The organism is Capnocytophaga canis (assembly GCF_043187445.1).
Taxonomy (GTDB): Bacteria; Bacteroidota; Bacteroidia; order Flavobacteriales; family Flavobacteriaceae; genus Capnocytophaga; species Capnocytophaga canis.
This window is the reverse complement of sequence record NZ_CP171121.1, coordinates 2,339,534-2,362,843: the sequence shown is the minus strand read 5'-3', so window position 1 is coordinate 2,362,843 and position 23,310 is coordinate 2,339,534. Positions and strand designations below refer to the sequence as shown.

Below are 23,310 nucleotides of genomic sequence, written 5' to 3'. Positions count from 1 at the left end.
AAAATATCAAGAAAACCAATATGAAATTAAACTTATGTTTTTAATCTCAGAACAATAATCAAAACATTGCACTTCTACTTAACAATATATTGAAATTCAGAATACTGCCCTACACGAAAAGCTCCTAACGGATTTTTCTTTGGATTGGTTTCATGTGTTACATTTCCTAAAATACGAGCAGGAATGTTATTGGATGGAGGTCCTGCTCCCCTACCTTGGTCGTTAATGGCTACGTCCGCCAAAAAGTCTATGATTTGTTTATATTCATATGATATACGATATAAAGAGACATAAATTTGATCACCTTTTTTCAACTCCTCTTGGAAACCATTGGTTGTGAAAAAGAACTTTTGATCAGCGATGAATTTATCATCCAAAGTATATCTATCTTCTTTCTGTTTGTGTTTCATTCGCACCAAATAAGCATTTTCTTCATTAGCAAATCCATTAAAGAAGAATCGAGCTTCGGTTTTATTTCCAAAAATTCCTCCGTTGTCATTTTGTTGTGTTCGTGAGGGATCAACAATAGCTGTTTCCTTCATACGAGCTTTAGCTACGTATTTTTCCCCTTCATACTCAATATGCAAGATATAATCCCGCCCCAAAACAGGAGTAATTCCGTCAGGAAAGGCGTAAATAGTTCCTCCTAGATGGTTGGATACTGTTGGGTATTCTGTCGGTGGAAAAATATTTGCAAATTGCTGATGACTAATCTCTTGCAAAATATATTCTTCACTATGGTAAGTAGTAATTTTAACAGCTGCTCCAGTGGCTTTTGGCGAAGGAAGATTGCTGTAATAATCGGTTGTGTAACTCAAATGCACTACGGGAATGGCTTGAGTATCTCCTTTCTTCCAATCAATATAGGCATCTACCACCAATTGAGGTTTTTCATTATCTATGTCTAAAGTAATGACTTCTTCACACGAACTCAGTGCGAACGAAAGCATACATATTATGGTATAAATTTTTCTCATTTTAAAAAGTAAAGTTATAGGTTACACTTGGAATAATCCCAAAAATCGACAACTTGACAGCTTCATTCAAGTGAGTATCTGAATTTTCACGAAAGGAAATAGAAACAGCGTTTTTTCGGTTATAAAGGTTATAAATTCCAAAATTCCATTCGCTTTTCCAGCGCTTATGTTGTTTTTGAGGCGTGTAAGTTGCTGAAATATCTAATCGGTGGTACGTTGGCAAGCGATATTCATTGCGTTTGCTGTAATTTGGAACAATCATATTTAGATATTGGTACGTTCCCACAGGAAAATTGGCTGGAAGTCCCGTTTGTAAATTAAAAATAGCCCCAAAAGTCCATTTAGGACTCAAAGCATAGGTTGCCGTAATGGACAAATCATGAGGTTTGTCATACGGTGTACTATACCATTCTCCGTTGTTAATTCCTGTTTCTTGAGGTGTGCGACCTGGGGTTTGTTGCTCGGATTTAGACAAGGTGTAGGCTATCCATCCTGTTAATTTTCCCGTATTTTTACGCAACAACAACTCCAAACCATAAGCACGACTATGCCCGTTCAACACCACTTGTTCTATGGCTTTATTCGCAATCAAATCAGCTCCATCAATATAATCCAACCTATTTCGGGTAGTTTTGTAATAGGTTTCAGCCTCAAAACTATACCTGTCTTCAGCAAAGTTAGTAGCAAATCCGACAGCATACTGATCGCTAACTTGTGGCTTTAAATATTGGTCACTTGGCGTCCAAACATCTAATGGGCTTGGTGATGAAGTGTTTGAAATGAGATGCAAATATTGAGCATTTCTACCATAACTTGCTTTAAACGAACGATTATCATTCAGAGCATACGATAAGGTCAAACGTGGCTCAAGGTGACTGAACAAATCTATTATCTTATTATTAGGGTAATAATCAGTACCGATAGGAACTCCTTTTTGATATACACCTCGATTAGGATTGAACGTAACTGGTTGATCGTTAGCATAACGGTTTATTTCTCGACTTCCCAAATGGTAGAAGGAATTTAATCGAAGTCCGTAAGACAAATTCAACGAAGAGGTTATACTATGTTCTGCATCAATGTAGAACCCATTTTCAAAGGCATATTTATTAGGTAGATATTGCTCTTTGATATTCGAGTCGGGAGAACTTGGGGATAATTTTCCTTGTATAAAAACGTAGTACAAACCTTGAACTCCATAGGAAAGTTTGAATTTTTCAGATATATAATTTTTAAAATCATATTTCAAATTGAAGTTTTTGATACCTGAATCCCACTGAAATCCAATGTAATTAAACATAAAACCGTAATAATAATCACTAAAAATCAACGATAAATTAGAAAAAAGCTTGTCGTTGAACAAATGATTCCAGCGTAAATTAAACAAAGCATTACCATAGACATTTCTCAAATTATCGCTCAAATCAAAAAAATCACGACCGAAATAACCGGATAAATAGAGTGTATTGTTATCATTCAGTTTATAGGATAATTTTGTGTTTAGATCGTAGAAATAAGCCGAATTTTTATTATCTGTAAACTTCAAAAACAAATGAGCATACGAAGCGCGTCCGCCTATGAGAAAAGAACTCTTTTCCTTAACGATAGGGCCTTCAGCTAACAACCTTGAGGACAAAATCCCCAGACCACCTGTCATTCCGAAATCATTCCGATTTCCATCTTTTTGGTAAATATCTAAAACCGAAGAAGTTCTACCTCCATAACGCGCTGGAATTCCTCCTTTGTAAAGTTTCATATCACGAACTGCATCGGCATTGAACACACTTAAAAAACCAAACAAATGTGATGAATTAAAAATGGTAGCCTCATCCAAAAGTACTAAATTTTGGTCAGCTCCACCACCCCGCACATTGAAGCCTGATGACACTTCTCCTGCGTTACTCACTCCAGGCATCTGTAACAAAGTTTTTATAATATCTACTTCACCGATGAGTACGGGTAGCTTTTTAATAGTCGAAATAGGGATGGAAACTGTACTCATCTCAGGTTTTCGGATATCCACCTTTGAGGAAGTGTTGGCAAACACCTCTACTCCATCCAATTCAATTGCTTCGGCAGATAATTTGTAATCTTTACGGATATTTTTATCCAATACCAATTCCTCCGTAATGGTCATAAATCCCATAGACTCAATAGATATGGTATATTTTCCTTCGGGAAGTGTAATGGAAAAAAAACCATACTCGTTGGAAGTTGTTCCCGTACCTAATTCTTTGATAATACAATTAACTCCCAACAACAACTCTCCATTTGAGGCATCAACAAAATGTCCACTGAAAGTATATTTTTTTTGAGCATACACCGAAACACTTAGGAATATCCCCAAAAATAATAATAAAAATTTCCTCGTCATACCAAAATATGAATATTTTCGGCAAAGATACGTTTTTTATCAAACTCTCAATTTTGTTTTACAAAAATTTCAAACTAAACGCATAAAATACTATTTTTGGAGCTGTGACAATTAAAATCAGAAGGTAATGTAAAAAGTATGATGCCTTAAAAAAGAAGTTTTTTTGTCAGGCTGAGCTTAGTCGAAGCCTCGTAATTACAGGACTTCGACTAAGCTCAGCCTGACAATCAGAACTACATCATACTTTTTATAACACGACCCAAAATCACATAAAGACATCGTATATCTGTGTTTCCATGTGGTTTTCTAAAAACTGTATTCTTTTACGAATTTTTAGAACAATATAACCATCTCTCTGTAAATCATTTATAGCTTATATCGGATTGAAAAAACAAGTGTTCGAGGCATCACGTGGGTAGTTTGTATCACCACATAATAATTTGACATACTGCTATTTACCTTGGTCTCTGTTCCCAAAATATTATTCCCCGCCAAATGAAACCCCCACGAACTTTTGGATTTCTGATAATCCAACGAGATATTTAAATACTGAAAATCAGCTGATTGATTTAAATTAAGTTGCTCATTCTTAAAATAAGCATATTGCAATTTTGTCGAAAAATCGTTTGTAAAACGATAATCTGCCGTAGCGAGCCAATAATCAGACGTGAGTTTTGACAAAGAAATTCCCCGATGTTCATTCCAACTTTTTGTATAAGAAACATCTAAATTTGCTTTCTTGTAAGTAACTCTTGTATAAGCCTTTACACTATGATTCATTCGATGATTTTCTGTGATAATACGATTCATTTTTTGTGTATAATCGCTCCATAAACCTGAATACATCAATCCCCATCGCATACCCAAAATTTTCCTTTCAAAGGTCGTCATGAAATTCCACGAAGTTTCAGGTTTATGAGTCAAAAACCAAGTCGAAAAACGGTTAATATCTTCAAAAATATACTCACTACCTATGGTTTTCGTTTTTCTATTAAATGACAAATGAGCTGATAATGTGATTCGTTTGAAAAAACTGTTTCGCCTATAATTCAATGAAAATGAATGAAATAATTCATTATCCAACATTGGATTTCCTTTCGTAATGGCATTATAGGACAGTAACGAAAATTTTTCTAATAGCATTTCTTCTTTAGGAAATATATTTCGTTTGGCATAATGAAATTTAATTTCTTCTGAATTACTAAACTCATAGGTAGTTTCAAAAGCAGGTTCAAAAGCCAACAAATCAGACGTTCTTTTATTGACTGATTGATTGTTTTTAAGCCTATAATACCGTAAAAAAGCAGAAAATTTTGAAACTAATTTACGAATTTTAAACCGATATTCCAACCCTAAAAAAGCATCTGCCAAAGTATAGTTATGCATATTTCCAAAACCTTCCGAAGCAAAATCATTGAAATTTCCATTGGTCAGTAATTGTCCTTCACGAACATCTAATGAACTCATTTCCAAATTACTACCTATATTGGTATATAAATGATTCAAATCATTAATCGTCCAATAGTGCTTAAAAATAGCATCTATTTGGTACTTTTTGGTCTGTTGGGTTTGTAACAAATGATATTCCGTGTCGGTTAGCAATGGCAATAAAGACGGCAAGGAAGCCAACTTATTCACAAACCATTGATTATCAATAGTTATCTTATCATAACTATGATTTATGACAAAGGTAGTCGTTTCCTTAGGGTTATAAACCTTATGCCATTCCACATATTGCTTAAATGAAATGTTATCCGCATCGGTCAATGAATGTATCTTCTGAATTCTGAGAGGCGATTTGGAAACTAAATCATTAGAAATGTGATTATTATTAGCATCAAACTGAGCATTATAAAACCATTTTTCATCAGACGAAGGAGAATAATCCACCTTGATGTTCCCCATTCCCAACAGATTCTGTTGCTCGTTAGTAAGCTGCTGCCATTCCAAAAGAGGTTTCTGATTGGTAAGATATTCAATGGAAGTATCTTTTTTATAGTTAGTTAGCAATTTTGAAAAAATACTAAACCCCGACAGATAGAGTTTGGAGGTAGGCATATACCCGTAATTAAACGCTAAAAAACGTGCATTGTGGCGGTACATATTTTGGTTATTTTGGCTGTACGTAGAAAGATTCACTGACAAACCTCGTTGCTTGGTGAACCGACTGCGTCCTCCTTGAAAACGCATCAAATCTTGGAAAGAAAACGCCGATTTTCCAAAATCGTTAACATCGCCTATAAGGTTCAAATTCAATTCGGGATGGTAATAGAACAAGGCGGTATGTGCTAAGTGGTGACTATCATTTCCCGCCCCAGCTTCGAGGTCACCAAAAACGAATTTCTTTTTGTCTTCTTTCAGTAAAACATTCATTGCCAACTCATTAGAACTTGATACATTTTTCAAAAAACTGACCTCGTTAAAATTGTCAATTACTTCAATTTTGTCCAACGCATCGGCAGGAATGTTTTCAACAGCCAATTTTGAACTCCCTCCGAAAAAGGAACGTCCCTCTACTAACATTTGAGTTACTTGTTTGCCCTGTACCTTGATTATGCCATCATCGTCCACCTCCACACCTGGGAGTTTTTCCAGTACTTCCTTCATTTTGCGTTCGTTACCCAACACAAAAGCATCAACTTTATAAACGGTCGTATCTTTTTTAACAGTGATAGGAAGCCTCTCAGCAGAAATGACTACTTCGGTAAGTTCAATTCCTGTACTTTTGAGTACAAAATGATGTTCTGAACGTTCGCTCGTTGCCGTAATCGTAATATTTTGAGGAGTATATCCCAAATAGGACACTGAAATCACATATTCGACATCACGAAGCAAGTTGAATTTGTACCTCCCCTGTTTGTCGGTCGTAGCAAACAATATTCGACCTCCTTTTTGGGCAGGACGTGCCAACAAGTTTGCATTTTCCAACGGAGCAAGGCTATCTCTGACCGTTCCTTCAAACACGCTTTCTTGGGAATAACCTGAAAAATAACACAATATAAGCAGAAAGAAAAATAAACGCATTCAAAAAGGGAAGTTTATTTCAATTTTTCAAGAAACTCATTAACTTCTTTATTTACAAAGACTTTATATTCTTCAGGAGTAAACGTTTTATCTATTTTTGGGAATTTCAATTGGGGAGCAGATTTTAGGGGTATGATTTTCTCGACTACCAAACTGCTTGTCGCTCCCTTCGTTCTCGCAACAAGTACCAACCCAGGAAGTCCAAAAAAATCTTCAGGGCCGTATTTGACAGGAAAATCAGGACAAAACCACGCTTCCATTTCCTGTTCCTCATCTCCCAAGGCTTCTATCAGGTGAGGCCGTTTGGTAAAAGCACGATAACACACATAACCATTTATAGTAACCGAATCATCGGTAATTGTCCATTGATGATGATTCAAATCATATTTCACAAATACGCCTTCTCTTTCTGCAACAACCTGATTTCCTTTGTAATAGAATCTTTCGACCTTAGGAAGTTGTATTCCTTCAGGGAGCATTTGCTCATAAAATGAATACACCGCTTTGTCCCCTGCAACTAATAGCTGAAATCTGTGGCTTCGTTTTGCTTTTAATTTGCTCTCAACATTATTTTTGATTATAGGGTCTTTGATGTTTTTGAGATTATCGATATTGACTTCCGTTTTATAAATCACTTGGTAATTCTGAGAAAAAGCGGAAAGACTTATGATAAAAAACAACAGAGATAATAGATTTCGGTTCATAATTTATTTTTTTTTGCGATTCCTTTCTTTTTAGATATTCACATGATTTTTAAAATAGATATCTCATCATAAAAGTACCTAATTTTCAAAATAATTATCAATTTTCACTTGCTAATTGAATACGGTTTTTCTCCTGCAATACCACTATCTGACGGCATATGGGTCATATGGAAATCAATACGTCCATTGGATTTGAAAAACTCAAAAGGAATGTAAGGTTTATCCCAAGTTTTTCCATTTAATACGACATGGTCAATATATTTGTTTTCCAAAGAGTTTTTAACACCATTGATGATGAGCTTTTTATCATTTGGAAGTTGTACTGTTACTTTCTCAAAAATTGGACTTCCGATAATATACTCATCAGTGGCAGGAGTCACAGGATAGAATCCTAACGCACTGAACACATACCAAGCCGATGTTTGTCCATTATCCTCATCTCCGCAATATCCATCGGGGGTAGGAGCATAAAGTTTGGTCATTACCTCACGAATTTTCTCTTGGGTTTTATGAGGCTTACCAACGTAGTTGTACAAATAAATCATATGTTGAATCGGTTGGTTACCATGTGCATAATTGCCCATATCCATAATCTGCATCTCTCTGATTTCGTGAATAGTAAATCCATAATACGAGTGATCGAACAGAGGTGGCATTTCAAAAACCTTATCTAATTTTTTCTCAAAGGCAACATCTCCACCCATCAAATTGGCTAATCCTTGAATGTCATGGAAAACTGACCAAGTGTAGTGCAAACTATTACCCTCGGTGAAAGCATCACCCCATTTCAGTGGATTGAAAGGTGATTGAAATGTCCCATCTTCGTTTTTTCCTCGCATCCAACCACTTTCTTTGTCAAACATATGGTGATAATTCAACGATTTTTGTTTGTAAGTCTGAGCGATGTCGTTTTTACCCATCGCTTTAGCCATTTGGTAAATGGTAAAATCAGCATAGGCATACTCCAAAGTACGAGCTACATTTTCATTAATACCCACATTGTAAGGAACATATCCTAATTTATTATAGAAATCAACACCCTCACGCCCCACGGATTTGACAGGTCGTCCTTCGTTTTGAGTAGCGTTTTTCAACATGGCTTCAAGCAAAATTTCGGCATCTTCATTGGAAATATTTCCTTTTAGAAAAGCATCAGCTATGATAGGAGCTGAATTTGACCCAATCATGCAATCACGATGCCCCGGACTCGCCCATTCGGGTAACCAACCTGACTCTAAATAGGTATTTACCAATCCCTTCATAAATTTCTGATTCATCTCTGGATACATCAGATTAAAGAACGGAAAAACAGCTCGAAATGTATCCCAAAAACCATTGTCAGTGAACATATAACCCTTCTCGATCTTTCCGTTGTAGGGACTGTAATGTACAATTTCGCCTTTTTCGTCCAATTCATAGAACGTTCGGGGAAAAAGTAACACACGATAGAGGCATGAATAGAATGTTCGTATATTATCAATATTGCTATCTTTGACACGTATTTTTGCAAGCTCTTCTTCCCAACGATTGAGTGCTTTATTTTTGGTTTGCTCAAAGGAATCAGTGCCTATTTCGGTTTTCAAATTGTGCTCAGCCTGCTCCCAACTGATAAACGATGAGGCCACTTTCACTCGCACTTCTTGTCCGCGTTTGGTAGCAAATTTCACGATGGCTCCCACGTGATTTCCTTTACTTTCCGTGCTGTTTTCTAAGAATTTCCATTGGTCACCCCAAACACTAACATCTTCAAAATCAGTATCAAACTCTGCTACGAAATAATTATGAAAATTATCAGGAACGCCTCCGTTATGATTGCGGGCATAACCGATAATTTTTCGTTCTTCGGGGATAATTTTCACCATCGACCCCTTGAAATAAGCATCTAAAAGTACGTAAGCCTGTTGCGTTTCAGGGAATGTAAATCGAAATTGAGCAGCCCTTTCGGTTGGGGTGATTTCAACAGTAGTGTCATAATCAGCTAAATACACCTTATAGCAATGCGGTTTAACGATCTCTGCCTTATGCGAAAACCAAGAAGCTCGCTCATTTTCTTCAATTTTTAAATCGCCTACTATGGGCATCAACGCAAAAGCCCCATAATCGTTAATCCACGGACTGGGCTGATGGGTTTGTTTAAATCCTCGAATTTTGTTGGCTTGGTACTGATACGTCCATCCGTCACCCATTTTATTGGTTTGAGGTGTCCAAAAATTCATTCCCCAAGGTAAAGCTATGGCTGGATACGTATTTCCATTGGAAAGCTCGAACTTTGAATCTGTTCCCATCAAAGGATTCACATAGTCAATCAGTGGAGTCTGCTCCTCCAAAATAGGTTTCTCTTGGTGGTGACATCCATAGAGAAAAAAAGAAGATAACAAAAATAAAAGTCTGATTTTCATAGATTTATATATTTTTTAGGTCGGTTGATATATTTTTTGACTTCTTTTGGCTCGAAAACTGTCAAAAAAATAGCAATATTTCAGGGGGTAAATTGAGCCAAAAGACTTTTTAAATACTGAATTTGATTATCTTTATCCTGTAGCTGTGCTTTATATAGTTCAATTAATTTATTAACCGTATCTTTATTTTCTACAACCAAATTTTGTATATATCCATTGCAATAGGCTTCACCGTTATAGACCTGTGAATGAATGTTTATTCCGCTGTTATCAAAGAAATCACTCACATTTGTTTCTAAAATTTTGGCTATCTGAAATAACCTATCCACTGTAATCTTAGTATCTTCACTTTCCATTCGTGCATAGGACGCTTGACTGATATTTAGTTTATTTGCCACATATTCTTGTGAATACCCCCGTAGTTCTCTTACTTTACGAATGTTTACCCCTATTTTATACATATTTTGCATATTATTATACGTTTTAAACATACAAATATAAAAACATTTTTGGGCATTCCAAAAAAATATTTATTTTTGCACCCTCGAAAAGCTGATAGGACTAAGGATTAATGATACTATATAGAGAGAGATGATAAAGTTAATGTAATCCTTTACCTTCAGCTTTTTCTTTCAAGTAACTGGAGGACTTCCACTAACAGTTGTACACTCTCTAAAGGCATTGCGTTGTAGATAGATGCTCGATAACCTCCCACACTTCGGTGTCCTTTAATCCCGCTAATTCCTGCTTCTTCACAAAGTGCATCAAATAATATTTCTGCAGATGTATCTTTCAAATTAAACACAACATTCATCAAAGAACGATCCTCTGTATTAGCGTACCCTAACACCAAAGGATTTCTATCTATCTCATTATAAATCAATTCAGCCTTAACTTGATTCAATTTTTCCATTCCTTGTAGTCCACCCTTTGCCTGAATCCACTCTAAAACCAACAAATTCACGTATATTGAGAACGTAGTTGGGGTATTGAACATACTCTCATTTCCAATTTGATTTTCATAACTCAAAATTGACGGAATTTTTCGAGATACTTTGCCTAAAACGTCTTTCTTGATTAACACAAGTGTACTACCTGATGGACCTATATTTTTCTGAGAACCAGCGTAAATGACACTGAACTTTGAGTAATCCATTGTTCTTGAAAAAATATCCGAACTTGCGTCTGCCACTAAGGGGACTTCCGTTGTAGGCAAACTGTGGTACTGCGTCCCGTAAATGGTATTATTGGTTGTAATATGTAAATAATCAATATCTTTAGGAATTGAATATTCCTTTGGAATATGTCGATAACCAGTATCTTTAGAGGAAGCAATAACCTCTACTTTTCCAAACAATTGAGCTTCTTTTAAAGCTTTATTTGCCCACGTTCCTGTGTCAATATAAGCAGCTTTATTTTCTAACAAATTATACGGAACTGACAAAAATTGAGTACTCGCTCCTCCGTGCAAAAACAACGCTTCATACGAATCATCCAATCCGGCCAATTCCAAAGCCAAAGCTCTGGCTCGTTCAATAACATTCAGAAATTCAGAACTTCGGTGGGAAATCTCTAAGATAGAGAGTCCCGTATTTTCGAAATCAATTACTGCTTGTGAAGCCTTTTCAAAAACAGTTTGAGGCAAGATAGAAGGCCCAGCACTAAAATTATGTTTTTTCATTCGTTTCTATGGTATATTCGTTAAAAATGCAACCGTGTCCACTCCATCAGCATAATCCCACAATGCTGGTTGTTGGGTTTCTCCAAAATGAATTTCATTGTGCAAGAATCCATCTGAGACAACACATTGAATTTTATCAAATTCGGTTAGCAATTTATTTTTCAAATTGTTAATATCGGTATAGTATTCGTAAAAAAGTGTTGCTATAGGAGAAGCATATCGCTCATCTTCTTTCAAAATCAAAAAGCCGTTTTCACGAAGTTTGTACAAACTCATCAAATAAACAGCCTTGTTATAGTCATAATTGTTAGCATATTTCTGCCCATTGATGATGTCACTATAAGGGAAAATTGCCTTGAAAAAGATATCTAAATCATAATTTTCAGGAATAAAAATCTTAGAAACACTTCTACAGCCCAATCCAAAATACGTAAAAATATCCTTTCCTAACTGAAAAAGCTGCTCCTGAGTCTCTTTTCCTGTTAAAACAGCTATCGAATTTCTATTTTTTCGAATAATATGAGGCTTATTTCCGAAATAATACTCAAAATATCGAGCAGAATTATCACTTCCTGTAGCAATGACAGCATCAAAGTGGGTCATTCGTTCATTTGTGAACTCAAATTTTCCACGCCAACTCGGTTCTATATGTTGAAGGTAATTCGCTAAAAAAGGAAGTAGCACTTGGTCATCCGAAGATAGTTTGACCACAGCACGATGTCCTGAAATTAGTACACATAAAAAATCATGAAACCCCACCAAAGGAATGTTTCCCGCCATAATGATGGCTATATCTTTAGGAGTAATTCCATCAAAGGTGTAGTTTGATAGCCAACGTTCTATATTGTTCCGTTGCAAGGCTTCCGCCCAAGATTTACAAGCAAAACGCAAATTTTCAGAAGTAAACCAACCGTTTTGTTGCTCAGCCAATCCTAAAACCTCAACAAAACCATCAAAAAAGACTTCATTCTGAGGCAAAGAAACGTTTTTTACATACGGAAAAACCGAAAACTGCTCCAAAAACTGCCCTAAAACAACAAAACTATCTATTTTATTTTTCATAAAGTGGTTTTAACATTCCTTTTCGGACATTTTTATTACATTTACTCTATAAAAGTAAAAGAATTTAATATTTTTAAAATATACACGCTTTTTTTCTTAATACTTAATTTTTCCTTTTTGAATGAAATGTTTTAATTTATGTAAAAAGAATAATTCTTTTATCTCTGCGATATATTTTTTTAAGAATACAACTTTCTGATTTTATCTTAAAAATATCCGCTTTTTTTTCTGTCTTCCATTGCAGCTTCGGAGATGCGGTCGTCAATTCGGGTTTCTCCTCGCTCACTGGTTCGGGTGGCGGTAATTTCGTTGATAATATCATCAATCTGATAGGCTTCGGACTCTACCGCTGCCGTACAGGTCATATCCCCAACGGTTCGGTAACGTACTTTGCGTTTTACTATCACGTCATTTTCGTCAATCTGAATATATGGCGAAACAGCAATTAGCTGTCCGTTGTGGTCAATTACTTCGCGTTCGTGCGAGAAATACACACTCGGTAGCTCTATTTTTTCACGACGAATGTAGTTCCAAACGTCCAACTCCGTCCAATTGCTAATAGGAAACACACGCACGTTTTCGCCTTTGTGTATCTTTCCGTTATAGGTGTGCCAAAGCTCGGGGCGTTGTAATTTCGGGTCCCAACCGCCAAAGTCGTCACGCACGGAAAAAATTCGTTCCTTGGCACGAGCTTTCTCCTCATCGCGTCTTGCTCCACCGATACAAGCATCAAACTCAAATTCTTCGATGGTATCCAACAAAGTGTAAGATTGTAAGGCATTACGACTTGCAAACTTTCCTTTAGGTTCGGTCAAGCCCTTTGCTTTAATGGTGTCTTCTACCTTGCGGACGATAAGTCGCTCACCGAGTTTCTTCACTAAATTATCACGAAAATCCAACGCTTCTTGGAAATTATGCCCCGTATCGATATGCACAAGCGGAAACGGAAACTTACACGGACGAAACGCCTTCAAAGCCAAGTGTACCAACACGATGGAGTCTTTCCCACCACTGAAAAGCAACGCCGGTTTCTCGAACTGACCACCAACCTCGCGGAATATATGTATGGCTTCTGCCTCCAATTGTTCTAAATAATCCATATCTGAATGTTCAATATTATTTGTTATTTTTTTAATTTACCAAACTGAGGAAACAAACACATTATTAATTTTTATGCTTCCATCAGGTGAATACGAGCAAAAAAAATCAAAATACCTATTTCGAGATTAGTTAGCATATTCGCATACTTCAAATTGAAATATTTTGCAAATATACATTTTTCATTACATTTTTCATAGAAACAAGAGGTTGTAAAAAAAGGTATTGTGATGTCATCCTTTTACTTTGTAGAATGCAACCCACACTCTTTTTTACTTTTGTCCTCCCACCACCATCTACCTGCACGAAAGTCTTCTCCGTCCTTAACAGCTCGTGTACAAGGCTGGCAACCTATGCTTATAAAACCTCTATCGTGTAATGGATTGTATGGCACTCCGTTAGCTCTTAAAAAATCCAAAACTTCGGTAGTTTTCCAATGCAAAATTGGGTGGAATTTGATAATCTGGTTGCCTTCATCCCATTCAACCATAGGCATTTGCTCTCGATTTGAAGATTGTTCAGCCCTCAGCCCTGTAATCCATACTTTATTTCCTGTTAATGCTCGTTTTAAGGGTTCCACCTTGCGAATGTAACAGCATTCTTTTCGAAGTTCAGCAGATTCATAAAAAGCGTTTATACCATTTGTTTTTACATAGTTCTCAATAAATTCTGCTTTTGGATAATAAGGAGTTATCTTTGTGTCGTAAGCCATCGCTGTTTTGTCCCAAGTGGCATACGTTTCTGCAAACATACGCCCTGTGTCAAGAGTAAAAATATTGATAGGTATGCGGTTTTTGAGTATCAAATCGGTAATGACTTGATCTTCCATACCAAAACTCGTCGAGAAAACGACCTGATTAGGAAATTGTCCAGCAAAATAACGCAGGGTTTCTATCTCGCTTTTATCAGCAATTTCTTTCAGATATAAATCTATTTGTTCTTTCATAAACATAGTATAACGGAAGCAAAAGTACACATTTATTACCAAAATAAAAACATGATTTTCTTATACAGACTGTATCTGAATAACATTCAAAATATGTTGGTGAGATGTTGATTTTAAACACAAAAAAATTCATATCTTTGTACCCTATGCTTATTTAACAATTAAAACAACGATGAAAAACATTTCAGGATTTTCCAAACTGACTAAACAGCAAAAAATACAATGGCTTTGCGACACTTATTTCCCTGATGATAAGGATGCTTTCTCTAATTTTAAAAAATACCACAACGCCGATGAAACTCTCCAAAAATTACACGATGAATTTATTGAGAATACGGTAACGAATTTCTACCTACCGTTTGCCGTAGCTCCAAATTTTGTTATCAATGGAAAAACTTACACCATTCCAATGGCAATTGAAGAAAGCTCTATTGTAGCGGCTGCAAGTAGAGCTGCAAAATACTGGGAAACACGTGGAGGATTTAAAGCCGAAGTCATTTCCACAGAAAAAAATGGACAAGTACATCTCATGTTTTATGGTAAAAAAGCTGATTTAGAGTGTTTTTTTGAGAAAATTCACTCAAAAATGCTTACTGATGCAAAACACATTACCTCTAATATGGAAAAAAGAGGAGGAGGCATTTCAACACTTCGCTTGGTGGATAAAACCTCAGAATTAGCCAATTACTACCAATTGTTTGCTTCCTTTGAAACGCTGGATGCTATGGGTGCAAATTTCATCAATTCGTGCTTAGAACAATTTGCAGAAACATTTCGTCAAGAAGCTTTAAAACATCCTGAAATTGATGGGAAATACGAAATCGTAATGTCAATTTTATCGAATTATGTACCCGAATGTTTGGTAAAAGTAAGTACATCCTCGCCTGTGGAGAATTTGGCTGTTGCAGGATTGAGCGGTAAGGAATTTGCTGAGAAATTTGTACGAGCCATCGCGATAGCTAATTCCGAAGTACGACGAGCAACTACGCATAACAAGGGTATCATGAACGGAATGGATGCTGTCATTTTAGCCACAGGGAATGATTTCAGGGCTGTGGAGGCAGGAGTTCATGCCTATGCCGCTCGTTCAGGAAAATACCAAAGTTTGACAAAAGCGCATATCAAAGATGAAATTTTTCATTTCGAAATCGAAGTACCGTTGGCTTTGGGCACAGTAGGTGGACTAACAAACTTACATCCTTTGGTAAAAACAGCCTTACAAATTTTAGAAAAACCCTCTGCCTCTGAACTAATGCAAATTGTAGCCACCGTTGGCTTGGCTCAAAATTTTGCAGCTGTAAGTTCTTTGATTACTTTGGGAATTCAGAAAGGACATATGAAGATGCATCTAATGAACATTTTAAACCAATTGGGAGCAAGTGACAGACAAAAAGAACAAATCACCGAATACTTCAAAGATAAAACGGTTACACACAGCGAAGTAGTTCGTATTTTTGAACAAACAAAATGATATTATACACACGTAAATACATATGAAAAAAATCTTTTCTCTTGGCTTTCTATTTCTCTTTTTAGGAACTGCCTATGCTCAAATTATTTCAGAAGAATTTTCGTCACGAAAATTGGGTGAAAAACGAAAATTAGCCATTTATCTACCTGAAAAATATTCTGATAAAGAGGCTTATCCACTATTAGTAGTGCTAAACGCCGGTTCTTTGATGGAGCCTGTACTTGCAAACGCTCGTTACTATGAGTATTTTGAAAATATGCCTAAATGCATCATCGTTGGAGTTTACAACACTCTTGAGGACGTAAAAACTGGAAAAAACGGGGAACTGACTCGCCAATCAGCTAATTTTTTGGATTTTATGGGCGGAGAACTCATTCCTTATATTCATGGAAAATATAGCGTAAATAACTTCAAAGGAATTATTGCCAAGGATGAAGGTGCTTATGTAAGTAATTATTTCTTTTTAGGAAAAGAACCTTTATTTAACGTCGTTATCAGTCTAAATCCCAAGACATTACCGGCTATTTCGGAAACCATTTCGGATAAACTCAACGCTGTTAAAAGAACTGTTTTCTACTACATTGCTACAACAAACTACGATCATGAAACAGCCTACACTAACACAAAAAGTTTGAATAGCCAAATTGTTAATAACCTAACAACTGAAGATGTAAAATTATTTTTCGACGATTTTCCAAAAACTTCATTACACTCGGTAGCTTTATCAGGAATACCAAGAGCTTTCGACCTGATTTTCAGCTCCTATAAACCAATTGATGCTAAAGAGTTCAAGGAAAACTTACAACCTTTATCTGAAGATATTTTTTACTATTTAGAGGATAAATACAAAAAAATAGAATCGGAATTAGGGTTCAAAAAAACACCTGTTTTGAATGATATTATGGCAACTTATGATGTAATTATAGAAAAAGAAGACTGGGATTCATTAATAAAACTATCTGATTATGTGAAAGATAATGGATATGAGAAAACAGCTATGCCAAATTTCTTCTTAGGAGAATACTACGAGCATACTGGGGATAACAAGAGAGCATTACGTGCCTATCAAAAAGCATATACTGAACTTCCTATTGATTTCATAAAAAAGGACATTATCGACCAACGTATCGTAAAGCTAAGAAAATGAAAATAAAAACATCATACTTTTGTCAGAATTGTGGTACTCAGTACAGCAAATGGCAGGGGCAGTGTTATGCTTGTAAACAGTGGAACACTATTGTTGAAGAAATCATCCAAAAAGAAACAAAAAAAGCATGGCAGGACGATACTCCGAAATCCAAAAAAGCACCTAAATATGTTCCCATTTCTGAAATAAGTACGCAAGAAGAAACTCGGCTCAACAGCAATAATAACGAACTGAACAACGTACTGGGCGGTGGCATTGTTCCCGGATCCGTAACTTTATTGGGCGGCGAACCTGGCATCGGAAAAAGTACACTTCTACTGCAAACCGCCTTAAATCTGCCTTACAAAACGCTTTATGTTTCGGGAGAAGAAAGCGAAAGACAGATCAAAATGCGAGCCGATCGCATTGTACATAAATTGGATAATTGTTTTATACTCACAGAAACAAAAACACAGAATATATTCCAACAAATCAAAGAGTTACAACCTGAAATTGTTATTATTGACTCCATACAAACCTTGCAATCGGATTATATTGAGGCTTCGGCAGGGAGTGTCTCACAAGTCAGAGAATGTGCTTCCGAGTTGATAAAATTTGCAAAAACTACACATACACCTGTTATCCTTATCGGGCATATCACCAAAGATGGGCAAATTGCAGGTCCTAAAATTTTGGAACACATGGTCGACACCGTATTACAATTCGAAGGCGACCGAAATCATGTTTATCGCATACTGCGATCACTGAAAAACCGCTTTGGTTCTACCTCTGAACTTGGAATTTACGAAATGTTGAGCAACGGATTGCGAGAAGTTAGCAATCCCTCAGAAATTTTGATTTCAAAAACTGAGGAAACCATTAGCGGAACAGCAATTGCGGCTACTTTGGAAGGAATGCGTCCATTGATGATTGAAATTCAAGCACTTGTAAGTACTGCTGTTTATGGAACACCACAGCGAAGTGCTACAGGATTCAATGCTAAACGCCTCAATATGTTACTGGCTGTACTAGAAAAACGAGCAGGTTTCCGATTGGGAGCTAAGGACGTGTTTTTAAATATCACTGGAGGGATTAATATTGACGACCCTGCTACTGACTTGGGAGTAGCCATGGCGATTCTATCCTCCAACGAAGACATTGCTATTGAAAAAAACATTTGTTTTGCTGGAGAGGTAGGCTTAGGTGGGGAAATACGACCTGTACAGCGTGTGGAGCAACGCATTACCGAAGCGGAAAAATTAGGTTTCACCACCATTTTTGTATCAAAATATAGCAAAGTGGCTTTGAAAAATACGGCTATCAACATCGTAAAAGTAGCCAAAATAGAAGATGCAATCCAAGAATTATTCGGATAAAAATCATAGAATAAAAATGACCTACTACGAAAAGTACATGAAACGATGTATCCAACTAGCTAACAATGGATTAGGAGCTACCTACCCCAATCCAATGGTAGGGAGTGTCGTTGTTTTTGAAGATAGCATCCTAGGCGAAGGATGGCATCAAAAAGCTGGTAAACCACACGCTGAAGTAAATGCTATTGATTCAGTCAAAAATAAGAACCTACTTTCAAAAAGTACCATTTTTGTAAGTTTGGAACCTTGTAGCCATTTTGGAAAAACCCCTCCGTGTGCTGATCTTATTATTAAACACGGGATTCCCAAAGTGGTCATCGGAACAACTGACCCCTTCGCTAAAGTGTGTGGTAATGGCATAAAAAAACTGAAAGAAGCCGGTTGTGAAGTTATTGTAGGGGTTTTAGAAGATGAATGTCAAGAACTTAACAAACGTTTTTTCACTTTCCATCAGAAAAAACGCCCATACATCTTTTTAAAATGGGCCGAAACTTCTAACAAGTTCATTGCACCTGAGCAAAAAAAGGAAGTAAACCCTCATTGGATAACTAACTTATTTTCAAGACAATACACACACAAAATTCGCAGTGAAGAGGAAGCTATTTTAGTAGGAACAAATACTGTTCTTCACGACAATCCAAAACTAGACACTCGCCATTGGCAAGGTAAAAATCCGCTTAGAGTGATTATTGACCGAGAACTAAAAACACCCAAAAAATTTTCTGTTTGGGACGAATCAACCGACACCATTTTCATTACAGAAAAAAGAGAAAACGCTAAATTTAAGAATACGTTTTTTGAAAATATCTGTTTTTCGGAGAATATTGCTGAACAAATTTGCAGAATACTTTACAAAAAAGGCATACAAAGTCTTATCGTAGAGGGTGGTAGAAATGTTCTGCAGCAGTTTATAGATGCAAAACTATGGGATGAAGCCTTTGTTTTTATTGGAAAATCGACTTTCAAAAATGGTATCAAAGCTCCTGCGTTGAAAGATGCTTCACTGCAAAAAACAATGCTCTTTGGAGAAGATCACTTGTTTATTTACAAAAATTCACAACAATGAATGATGTGTTTAAAACTATTGCTTCTCCTGTAGAAGAAGTAATTTTTAAGGAAAAAAGTAGTAAATTTTTAGGGTATGCCTTTCCCATACAAACGGAAGAAGATGTCAAGGGTCATTTGGAAGCCGTAAAGAAACTACACCATTCTGCTCGACACTGGTGCTACGCATGGCAATTGGGACACGGAGCGCAACAGCACTACCGAGCGAATGATGACGGTGAGCCCAACAACTCAGCTGGGATTCCTATCTATGGACAAATACAATCCTTTGACCTTACCAATGTACTCATCATTGTGGTACGCTACTTTGGTGGTATTAAATTGGGAGTTGGTGGCTTGGTACAGGCTTACAAAACATCAGCCCAATTGACCTTACAAGAAGCTGAAATCATCGAAAAAATCGTGACCCAAACCCTTCAAATTGTCTTTGATTACAAAGACATAAACAAAGTGATGCGTGTGGTCAAAGAAAAAAATCTGGAAGTAATTGACCAAAAACTTGGATTAGATTGCAGACTTTTCATAGAAGTACGCGACAGCGAATGGGATCACATTAAAGCAATTTTTGAAAGCATTTATGGCGTTCAAGTTATTGAAAATGAAGGAAAATGATTTTAAAATTCAACTTTTCTTATCTCCTCTTCTTCCCTATTCTTTAATTCGCTCTACTCGATTGTCTTTTGTGAAATGAAGCGTATCTACTTTGGTGAAATAGTCAATAAGTACGTTACGGATTGCATAATCCGTTTCGTAAACGCTCACCGGATCTTGAAAAAAAAGCATCCCATCACCCATATGCATCAGATAGTCTGATGTAGCAACAATGTAAGTAGCGTTCAAATCAAGAGGTTTTCCATTGATAGTAAACAACTTAACATCGCCTTTATCAGTCATTTTTAAATTCACTTGCTTTGAAATAGGATGTGGTCGTTTACCTTTATGGAGATATTCTGCAATTTCAAGCACCTTATTACCTTTTATTTCCAAACACACGAACTTATTTTCAAAAGGCATCAACCTATAAGCTGTTCCAATGGTAACTTCCCCTTGAGGCAAATCGGAACGAATACCTCCCCAGTTCAAAAGAACAAAATCAATATTTTTGCCTGTTCTTTTAAAATAAGTTGGATTTAACATTTCATACGAAACATCTGCCATAAAATTAGCAATCGCCGCATTGGCATCGTTTTCTTCCTTTCCTTTCTCCAATGCAACTAAGTTATAAGCTAATTTAACAGCCATTTCCTTTTGGATATGTTTACGAAAAGGACTTATAAAACTATCTATTTCAGTATCTTCTGAAATTTGGTTATCAATTTCAATGCTTTTTGCTTCAATGTGTGTGAGTTGCTGTTTTTTATCACCACATGACGATAAAAAACAAAATGTTGCAAAACCAACAAAAAAAAGTCGTTGATATTGGAATAAGTTTTTCATAAATGATATTTTCATAATATTTTATTTTTTATATTTGCATTCAGACCGTAAAGATAAAATAATTTTGGAATTTCTAAAAACATATTACGTAAAAAAACGCATCCAGCGAAACATAGAAGAGCTAAAATCCTTTTCTTCAAGGTTTGACAATGGAATCGTGAAAATAGGATGCCTCATTGATATGGATGTGATTAAGGACATCGACCCTCTTTTACAATTGACAAAATTCTATGGAGTACGCCCTGAAAATTATATTTTTTTAGGATATAAACGAAAATCAGACGAAACCCATGCTAATGGAGTTCCTTTTTTAACGGACAGAGAAATTAATTGGCAAGGGAAAATACGTAACTATCATGCTGACAGACTTGCTGAGCAGGAGTATGATGTACTGATAAACTATTTCAATGAACCTAAACTCGCACTGTTATTGCTTTCGTCATCTATCAAAGCAAAATTACGAATTGGTTTTCAAGGTATTGATATGACTTACAATGACATCATCATCAATTGTAAACTTGAAGAGGAAAATATCTTCATTGAAGAGACTAAAAAAGTTTTGGAAACGATATTAAAATAAACAGACATGGAACAACTAAAAGGAACAGGAGTGGCTCTAATTACTCCATTTACAGCCGATAATAAAGTAGATACTGAAGCATTAGCTAACATTGTGGACTATGTAATTGATGGAGGTGTAGAGTTCATCGTGGCATTAGGAACTACCAGTGAAGCTCCTACTTTAACCAAAGAAGAGAAAAAATTGGTATGCAAAACAATCATTGAGGCAAATAAAAAACGAGTTCCTTTGGTAATTGGTATCGGAGGAAATAACACCCAAGAGGTTATACAACAAATAAAGGAAACTGACCTCTCCGATTTTGTAGCTATTTTGTCTGTTACGCCATATTACAACAAACCCTCACAGAATGGACTGTACGCTCACTTTGCTGAAATTGCAAAAAATGCTCCACTCCCATTGATTCTCTATAATGTTCCAGGACGCACAGGTGTTTCAATGTCGGCGGAGGTTACTGTTCGTTTAGCAAAAGAGTTTAAAAATATCGTAGCTGTGAAAGAAGCCTCAGGCGATTTAGTGCTATGTATGAAAATATTACGCGAAAAACTTACCAATTTTACTTTCCTATCGGGAGATGACATGACTACGTTACCATCGGTGTACATGGGAGGAAGCGGAGTAATTTCGGTGGTAGCTATTGCATTTCCAAAAGAATTTTCAGATATGGTTCGCTTCGGAAGAACGGGTAACATTCAAAAAGCCAATGAGTTGCAGTACAAACTAATTGAAAAAATACATTTAACATTCAAAGAAGGAAATCCTGCAGGTATAAAAGCCTATTTAGCATCTAAGGGATTGTGTAAACCTCATGTTCGCTTACCTTTAGTTGAGGCTTCTGATAGTTTAAAGGCTGAAATTCAGGCTTCTTTACAGTAATTTTATAGATTATATCTACTTAACAAACAATAAGCTACATTTGCCATAACTGATAAACTTATCCGAGAGAAAAACTTTCATAATGCTCTCATTATGAACTTATAGGGAGATGAAAACAGTTTTTTGACACAACCTCCTAATAGTTCTTCTTTTAATATCAAAACATGAAAAATTTAAGAATCGTATTTATGGGTACGCCAGACTTTGCTCTGGAGACTTTAAAACAGTTAGTTGAAAATCAATACAATGTCGTAGGTGTTGTCACCATTGCTGACAAACCTGCTGGTCGTGGACAAAAATTACACGCATCTCCCGTAAAAATATATGCAGAAAGTCAACAAATTCCGGTTTTGCAACCGACAAATTTGAAAGATGAGAATTTCATAAAATCACTCAAAGATTTGGAGCCCGATTTGCAAATAGTGGTTGCTTTTCGGATGCTTCCGAAGGTAGTTTGGCAACTTCCAAAATACGGAACGTTTAATTTACATGCTTCATTATTACCTCATTACAGAGGTTCAGCTCCTATCAACTGGGCAATCATCAACGGAGAACAAAAAACGGGGGTGACTACCTTTTTTATTGATGAAAAGATTGATACAGGGGCTATAATCATGCAAACAGAAACTCCCATATCAGACCGAGAAACCGCAGGTTCATTACACGATAAACTGATGGTACAGGGAGCTACTTTGGTATTAAAAACGGTCGATGCTATACAAAAAGGAAACTGCCTCCCGAAGCAACAACCTATGAATGAAACTTTTACTGAAGCTCCAAAAATTTTCAAAGAAACTTGTAAAATTAACTGGCAAACCGAAGGAATCGCCATAGAAAGACTCATCCGAGGAATGAGCCCGTATCCAACAGCTTGGACGCTCTTGCGTCAAAACGAAATAGAAATGAACATCAAAATCTATGATGCCATTTTTATGGAAAAGGCTCACGACCTTCCGTTTGGAAAAGTTACCACCGAGAAGAAAGAAATTCATATAGCCGTAAAAAAAGGATATATTAATGTGCTTGAACTCCAAATCCCCGGAAAAAAACGAATGAAAGCCTCTGATTTACTTAACGGATTTTCTTTCAACGAAGAGGCTATATTTCATTGATT

The 23,310-nt window shown here is 36.3% G+C and carries 19 protein-coding genes; 8 read left to right on the top strand and 11 right to left on the bottom strand.

Translation table 11 applies throughout. The features are described 5' to 3' along the window. Nucleotides 1-74: 74 nt before the first annotated feature. The 10 genes from ACF3OB_RS10065 to ACF3OB_RS10020 form a co-directional block, all read right to left on the bottom strand. Nucleotides 75-977, bottom strand: a complete 903-nt coding sequence (locus ACF3OB_RS10065) for a DUF4249 family protein (protein ID WP_042342941.1) — start codon at nucleotides 975-977, stop codon at nucleotides 75-77. Between the two features lies 1 nt (nucleotide 978). Then, the gene (locus ACF3OB_RS10060) at nucleotides 979-3,351 is read right to left on the bottom strand and encodes a TonB-dependent receptor (protein ID WP_392447614.1); all 2,373 of its coding nucleotides are present in this window, start codon (nucleotides 3,349-3,351) and stop codon (nucleotides 979-981) included. Nucleotides 3,352-3,717: 366 nt separating this feature from the next. Then, entirely contained in the window at nucleotides 3,718-6,375 is a 2,658-nt protein-coding gene (locus tag ACF3OB_RS10055) for a carboxypeptidase-like regulatory domain-containing protein (RefSeq protein ID WP_392447612.1), read from the bottom strand. 14 nt (nucleotides 6,376-6,389) lie between these two features. Continuing rightward, nucleotides 6,390-7,079: a GLPGLI family protein gene (locus tag ACF3OB_RS10050; protein ID WP_392447610.1), complete on the bottom strand. Its 690-nt coding sequence runs from the start codon at nucleotides 7,077-7,079 to the stop codon at nucleotides 6,390-6,392. 104 nt (nucleotides 7,080-7,183) lie between these two features. After that, a complete protein-coding gene (locus tag ACF3OB_RS10045) occupies nucleotides 7,184-9,478 on the bottom strand; it encodes a GH92 family glycosyl hydrolase (RefSeq protein WP_392447608.1) in 2,295 nt (764 codons plus the stop codon). Nucleotides 9,479-9,558: 80 nt separating this feature from the next. Continuing rightward, nucleotides 9,559-9,939: a helix-turn-helix domain-containing protein gene (locus ACF3OB_RS10040; protein ID WP_042008106.1), complete on the bottom strand. Its 381-nt coding sequence runs from the start codon at nucleotides 9,937-9,939 to the stop codon at nucleotides 9,559-9,561. A gap of 158 nt (nucleotides 9,940-10,097) precedes the next feature. Further along, on the bottom strand, nucleotides 10,098-11,159 hold the full coding sequence (gene serC / locus ACF3OB_RS10035) for a 3-phosphoserine/phosphohydroxythreonine transaminase (protein WP_172914181.1): 1,062 nt from the start codon (nucleotides 11,157-11,159) through the stop codon (nucleotides 10,098-10,100). A 6-nt stretch (nucleotides 11,160-11,165) separates the two neighbouring features. Beyond that, a complete protein-coding gene (locus ACF3OB_RS10030; RefSeq protein WP_392447606.1) occupies nucleotides 11,166-12,221 on the bottom strand; it encodes an acyl-CoA reductase in 1,056 nt (351 codons plus the stop codon). Between the two features lie 206 nt (nucleotides 12,222-12,427). Further along, the gene (gene cysD, locus ACF3OB_RS10025) at nucleotides 12,428-13,336 is read right to left on the bottom strand and encodes a sulfate adenylyltransferase subunit CysD (protein WP_338121104.1); all 909 of its coding nucleotides are present in this window, start codon (nucleotides 13,334-13,336) and stop codon (nucleotides 12,428-12,430) included. Nucleotides 13,337-13,560: 224 nt separating this feature from the next. Further along, nucleotides 13,561-14,265 carry a phosphoadenylyl-sulfate reductase gene (locus ACF3OB_RS10020; RefSeq protein WP_119652220.1) on the bottom strand — a complete coding sequence of 235 codons (705 nt, stop codon included), beginning with the start codon at nucleotides 14,263-14,265 and terminating at the stop codon, nucleotides 13,561-13,563. A gap of 172 nt (nucleotides 14,266-14,437) precedes the next feature. Between ACF3OB_RS10020 and ACF3OB_RS10015 the strand changes: the two genes are divergently transcribed. Genes ACF3OB_RS10015 through ACF3OB_RS09995 form a run of 5 tightly spaced genes read left to right on the top strand, consistent with a single transcriptional unit; the run spans nucleotide 14,438 to nucleotide 19,915 of the window. Continuing rightward, the gene (locus tag ACF3OB_RS10015; RefSeq protein ID WP_392447605.1) at nucleotides 14,438-15,736 is read left to right on the top strand and encodes a hydroxymethylglutaryl-CoA reductase, degradative; all 1,299 of its coding nucleotides are present in this window, start codon (nucleotides 14,438-14,440) and stop codon (nucleotides 15,734-15,736) included. Between the two features lie 22 nt (nucleotides 15,737-15,758). Further along, on the top strand, nucleotides 15,759-16,883 hold the full coding sequence (locus tag ACF3OB_RS10010) for an alpha/beta hydrolase (RefSeq protein WP_042008037.1): 1,125 nt from the start codon (nucleotides 15,759-15,761) through the stop codon (nucleotides 16,881-16,883). After that, the gene (radA, locus tag ACF3OB_RS10005) at nucleotides 16,880-18,238 is read left to right on the top strand and encodes a DNA repair protein RadA (RefSeq protein ID WP_392447604.1); all 1,359 of its coding nucleotides are present in this window, start codon (nucleotides 16,880-16,882) and stop codon (nucleotides 18,236-18,238) included. Before ACF3OB_RS10010 ends, radA begins: the two co-directional genes overlap by 4 nt. Before the next feature lie 16 nt (nucleotides 18,239-18,254). Next, a complete protein-coding gene (ribD, locus tag ACF3OB_RS10000) occupies nucleotides 18,255-19,304 on the top strand; it encodes a bifunctional diaminohydroxyphosphoribosylaminopyrimidine deaminase/5-amino-6-(5-phosphoribosylamino)uracil reductase RibD (RefSeq protein ID WP_042008111.1) in 1,050 nt (349 codons plus the stop codon). Continuing rightward, nucleotides 19,301-19,915 carry an IMPACT family protein gene (locus tag ACF3OB_RS09995; protein ID WP_392447602.1) on the top strand — a complete coding sequence of 205 codons (615 nt, stop codon included), beginning with the start codon at nucleotides 19,301-19,303 and terminating at the stop codon, nucleotides 19,913-19,915. The genes ribD and ACF3OB_RS09995 overlap by 4 nt, the downstream gene beginning before the upstream one ends. 36 nt (nucleotides 19,916-19,951) lie before the next feature. Here ACF3OB_RS09995 and ACF3OB_RS09990 read toward each other — a convergent pair whose 3' ends face one another. After that, nucleotides 19,952-20,755, bottom strand: coding sequence for a 5'-nucleotidase C-terminal domain-containing protein (locus ACF3OB_RS09990; RefSeq protein WP_231559940.1), 804 nt, complete (start codon nucleotides 20,753-20,755; stop codon nucleotides 19,952-19,954). A 49-nt stretch (nucleotides 20,756-20,804) separates the two neighbouring features. Between ACF3OB_RS09990 and ACF3OB_RS09985 the strand changes: the two genes are divergently transcribed. The 3 genes from ACF3OB_RS09985 (at nucleotide 20,805) to fmt (ending at nucleotide 23,308) form a co-directional block, all read left to right on the top strand. Further along, nucleotides 20,805-21,320: a DUF6913 domain-containing protein gene (locus tag ACF3OB_RS09985; protein ID WP_231549978.1), complete on the top strand. Its 516-nt coding sequence runs from the start codon at nucleotides 20,805-20,807 to the stop codon at nucleotides 21,318-21,320. Nucleotides 21,321-21,326: 6 nt separating this feature from the next. Next, nucleotides 21,327-22,196, top strand: coding sequence for a 4-hydroxy-tetrahydrodipicolinate synthase (dapA, locus tag ACF3OB_RS09980; protein ID WP_042345694.1), 870 nt, complete (start codon nucleotides 21,327-21,329; stop codon nucleotides 22,194-22,196). Between the two features lie 164 nt (nucleotides 22,197-22,360). Further along, nucleotides 22,361-23,308: a methionyl-tRNA formyltransferase gene (fmt, locus tag ACF3OB_RS09975; RefSeq protein ID WP_172919081.1), complete on the top strand. Its 948-nt coding sequence runs from the start codon at nucleotides 22,361-22,363 to the stop codon at nucleotides 23,306-23,308. Nucleotides 23,309-23,310 lie beyond the last annotated feature (2 nt).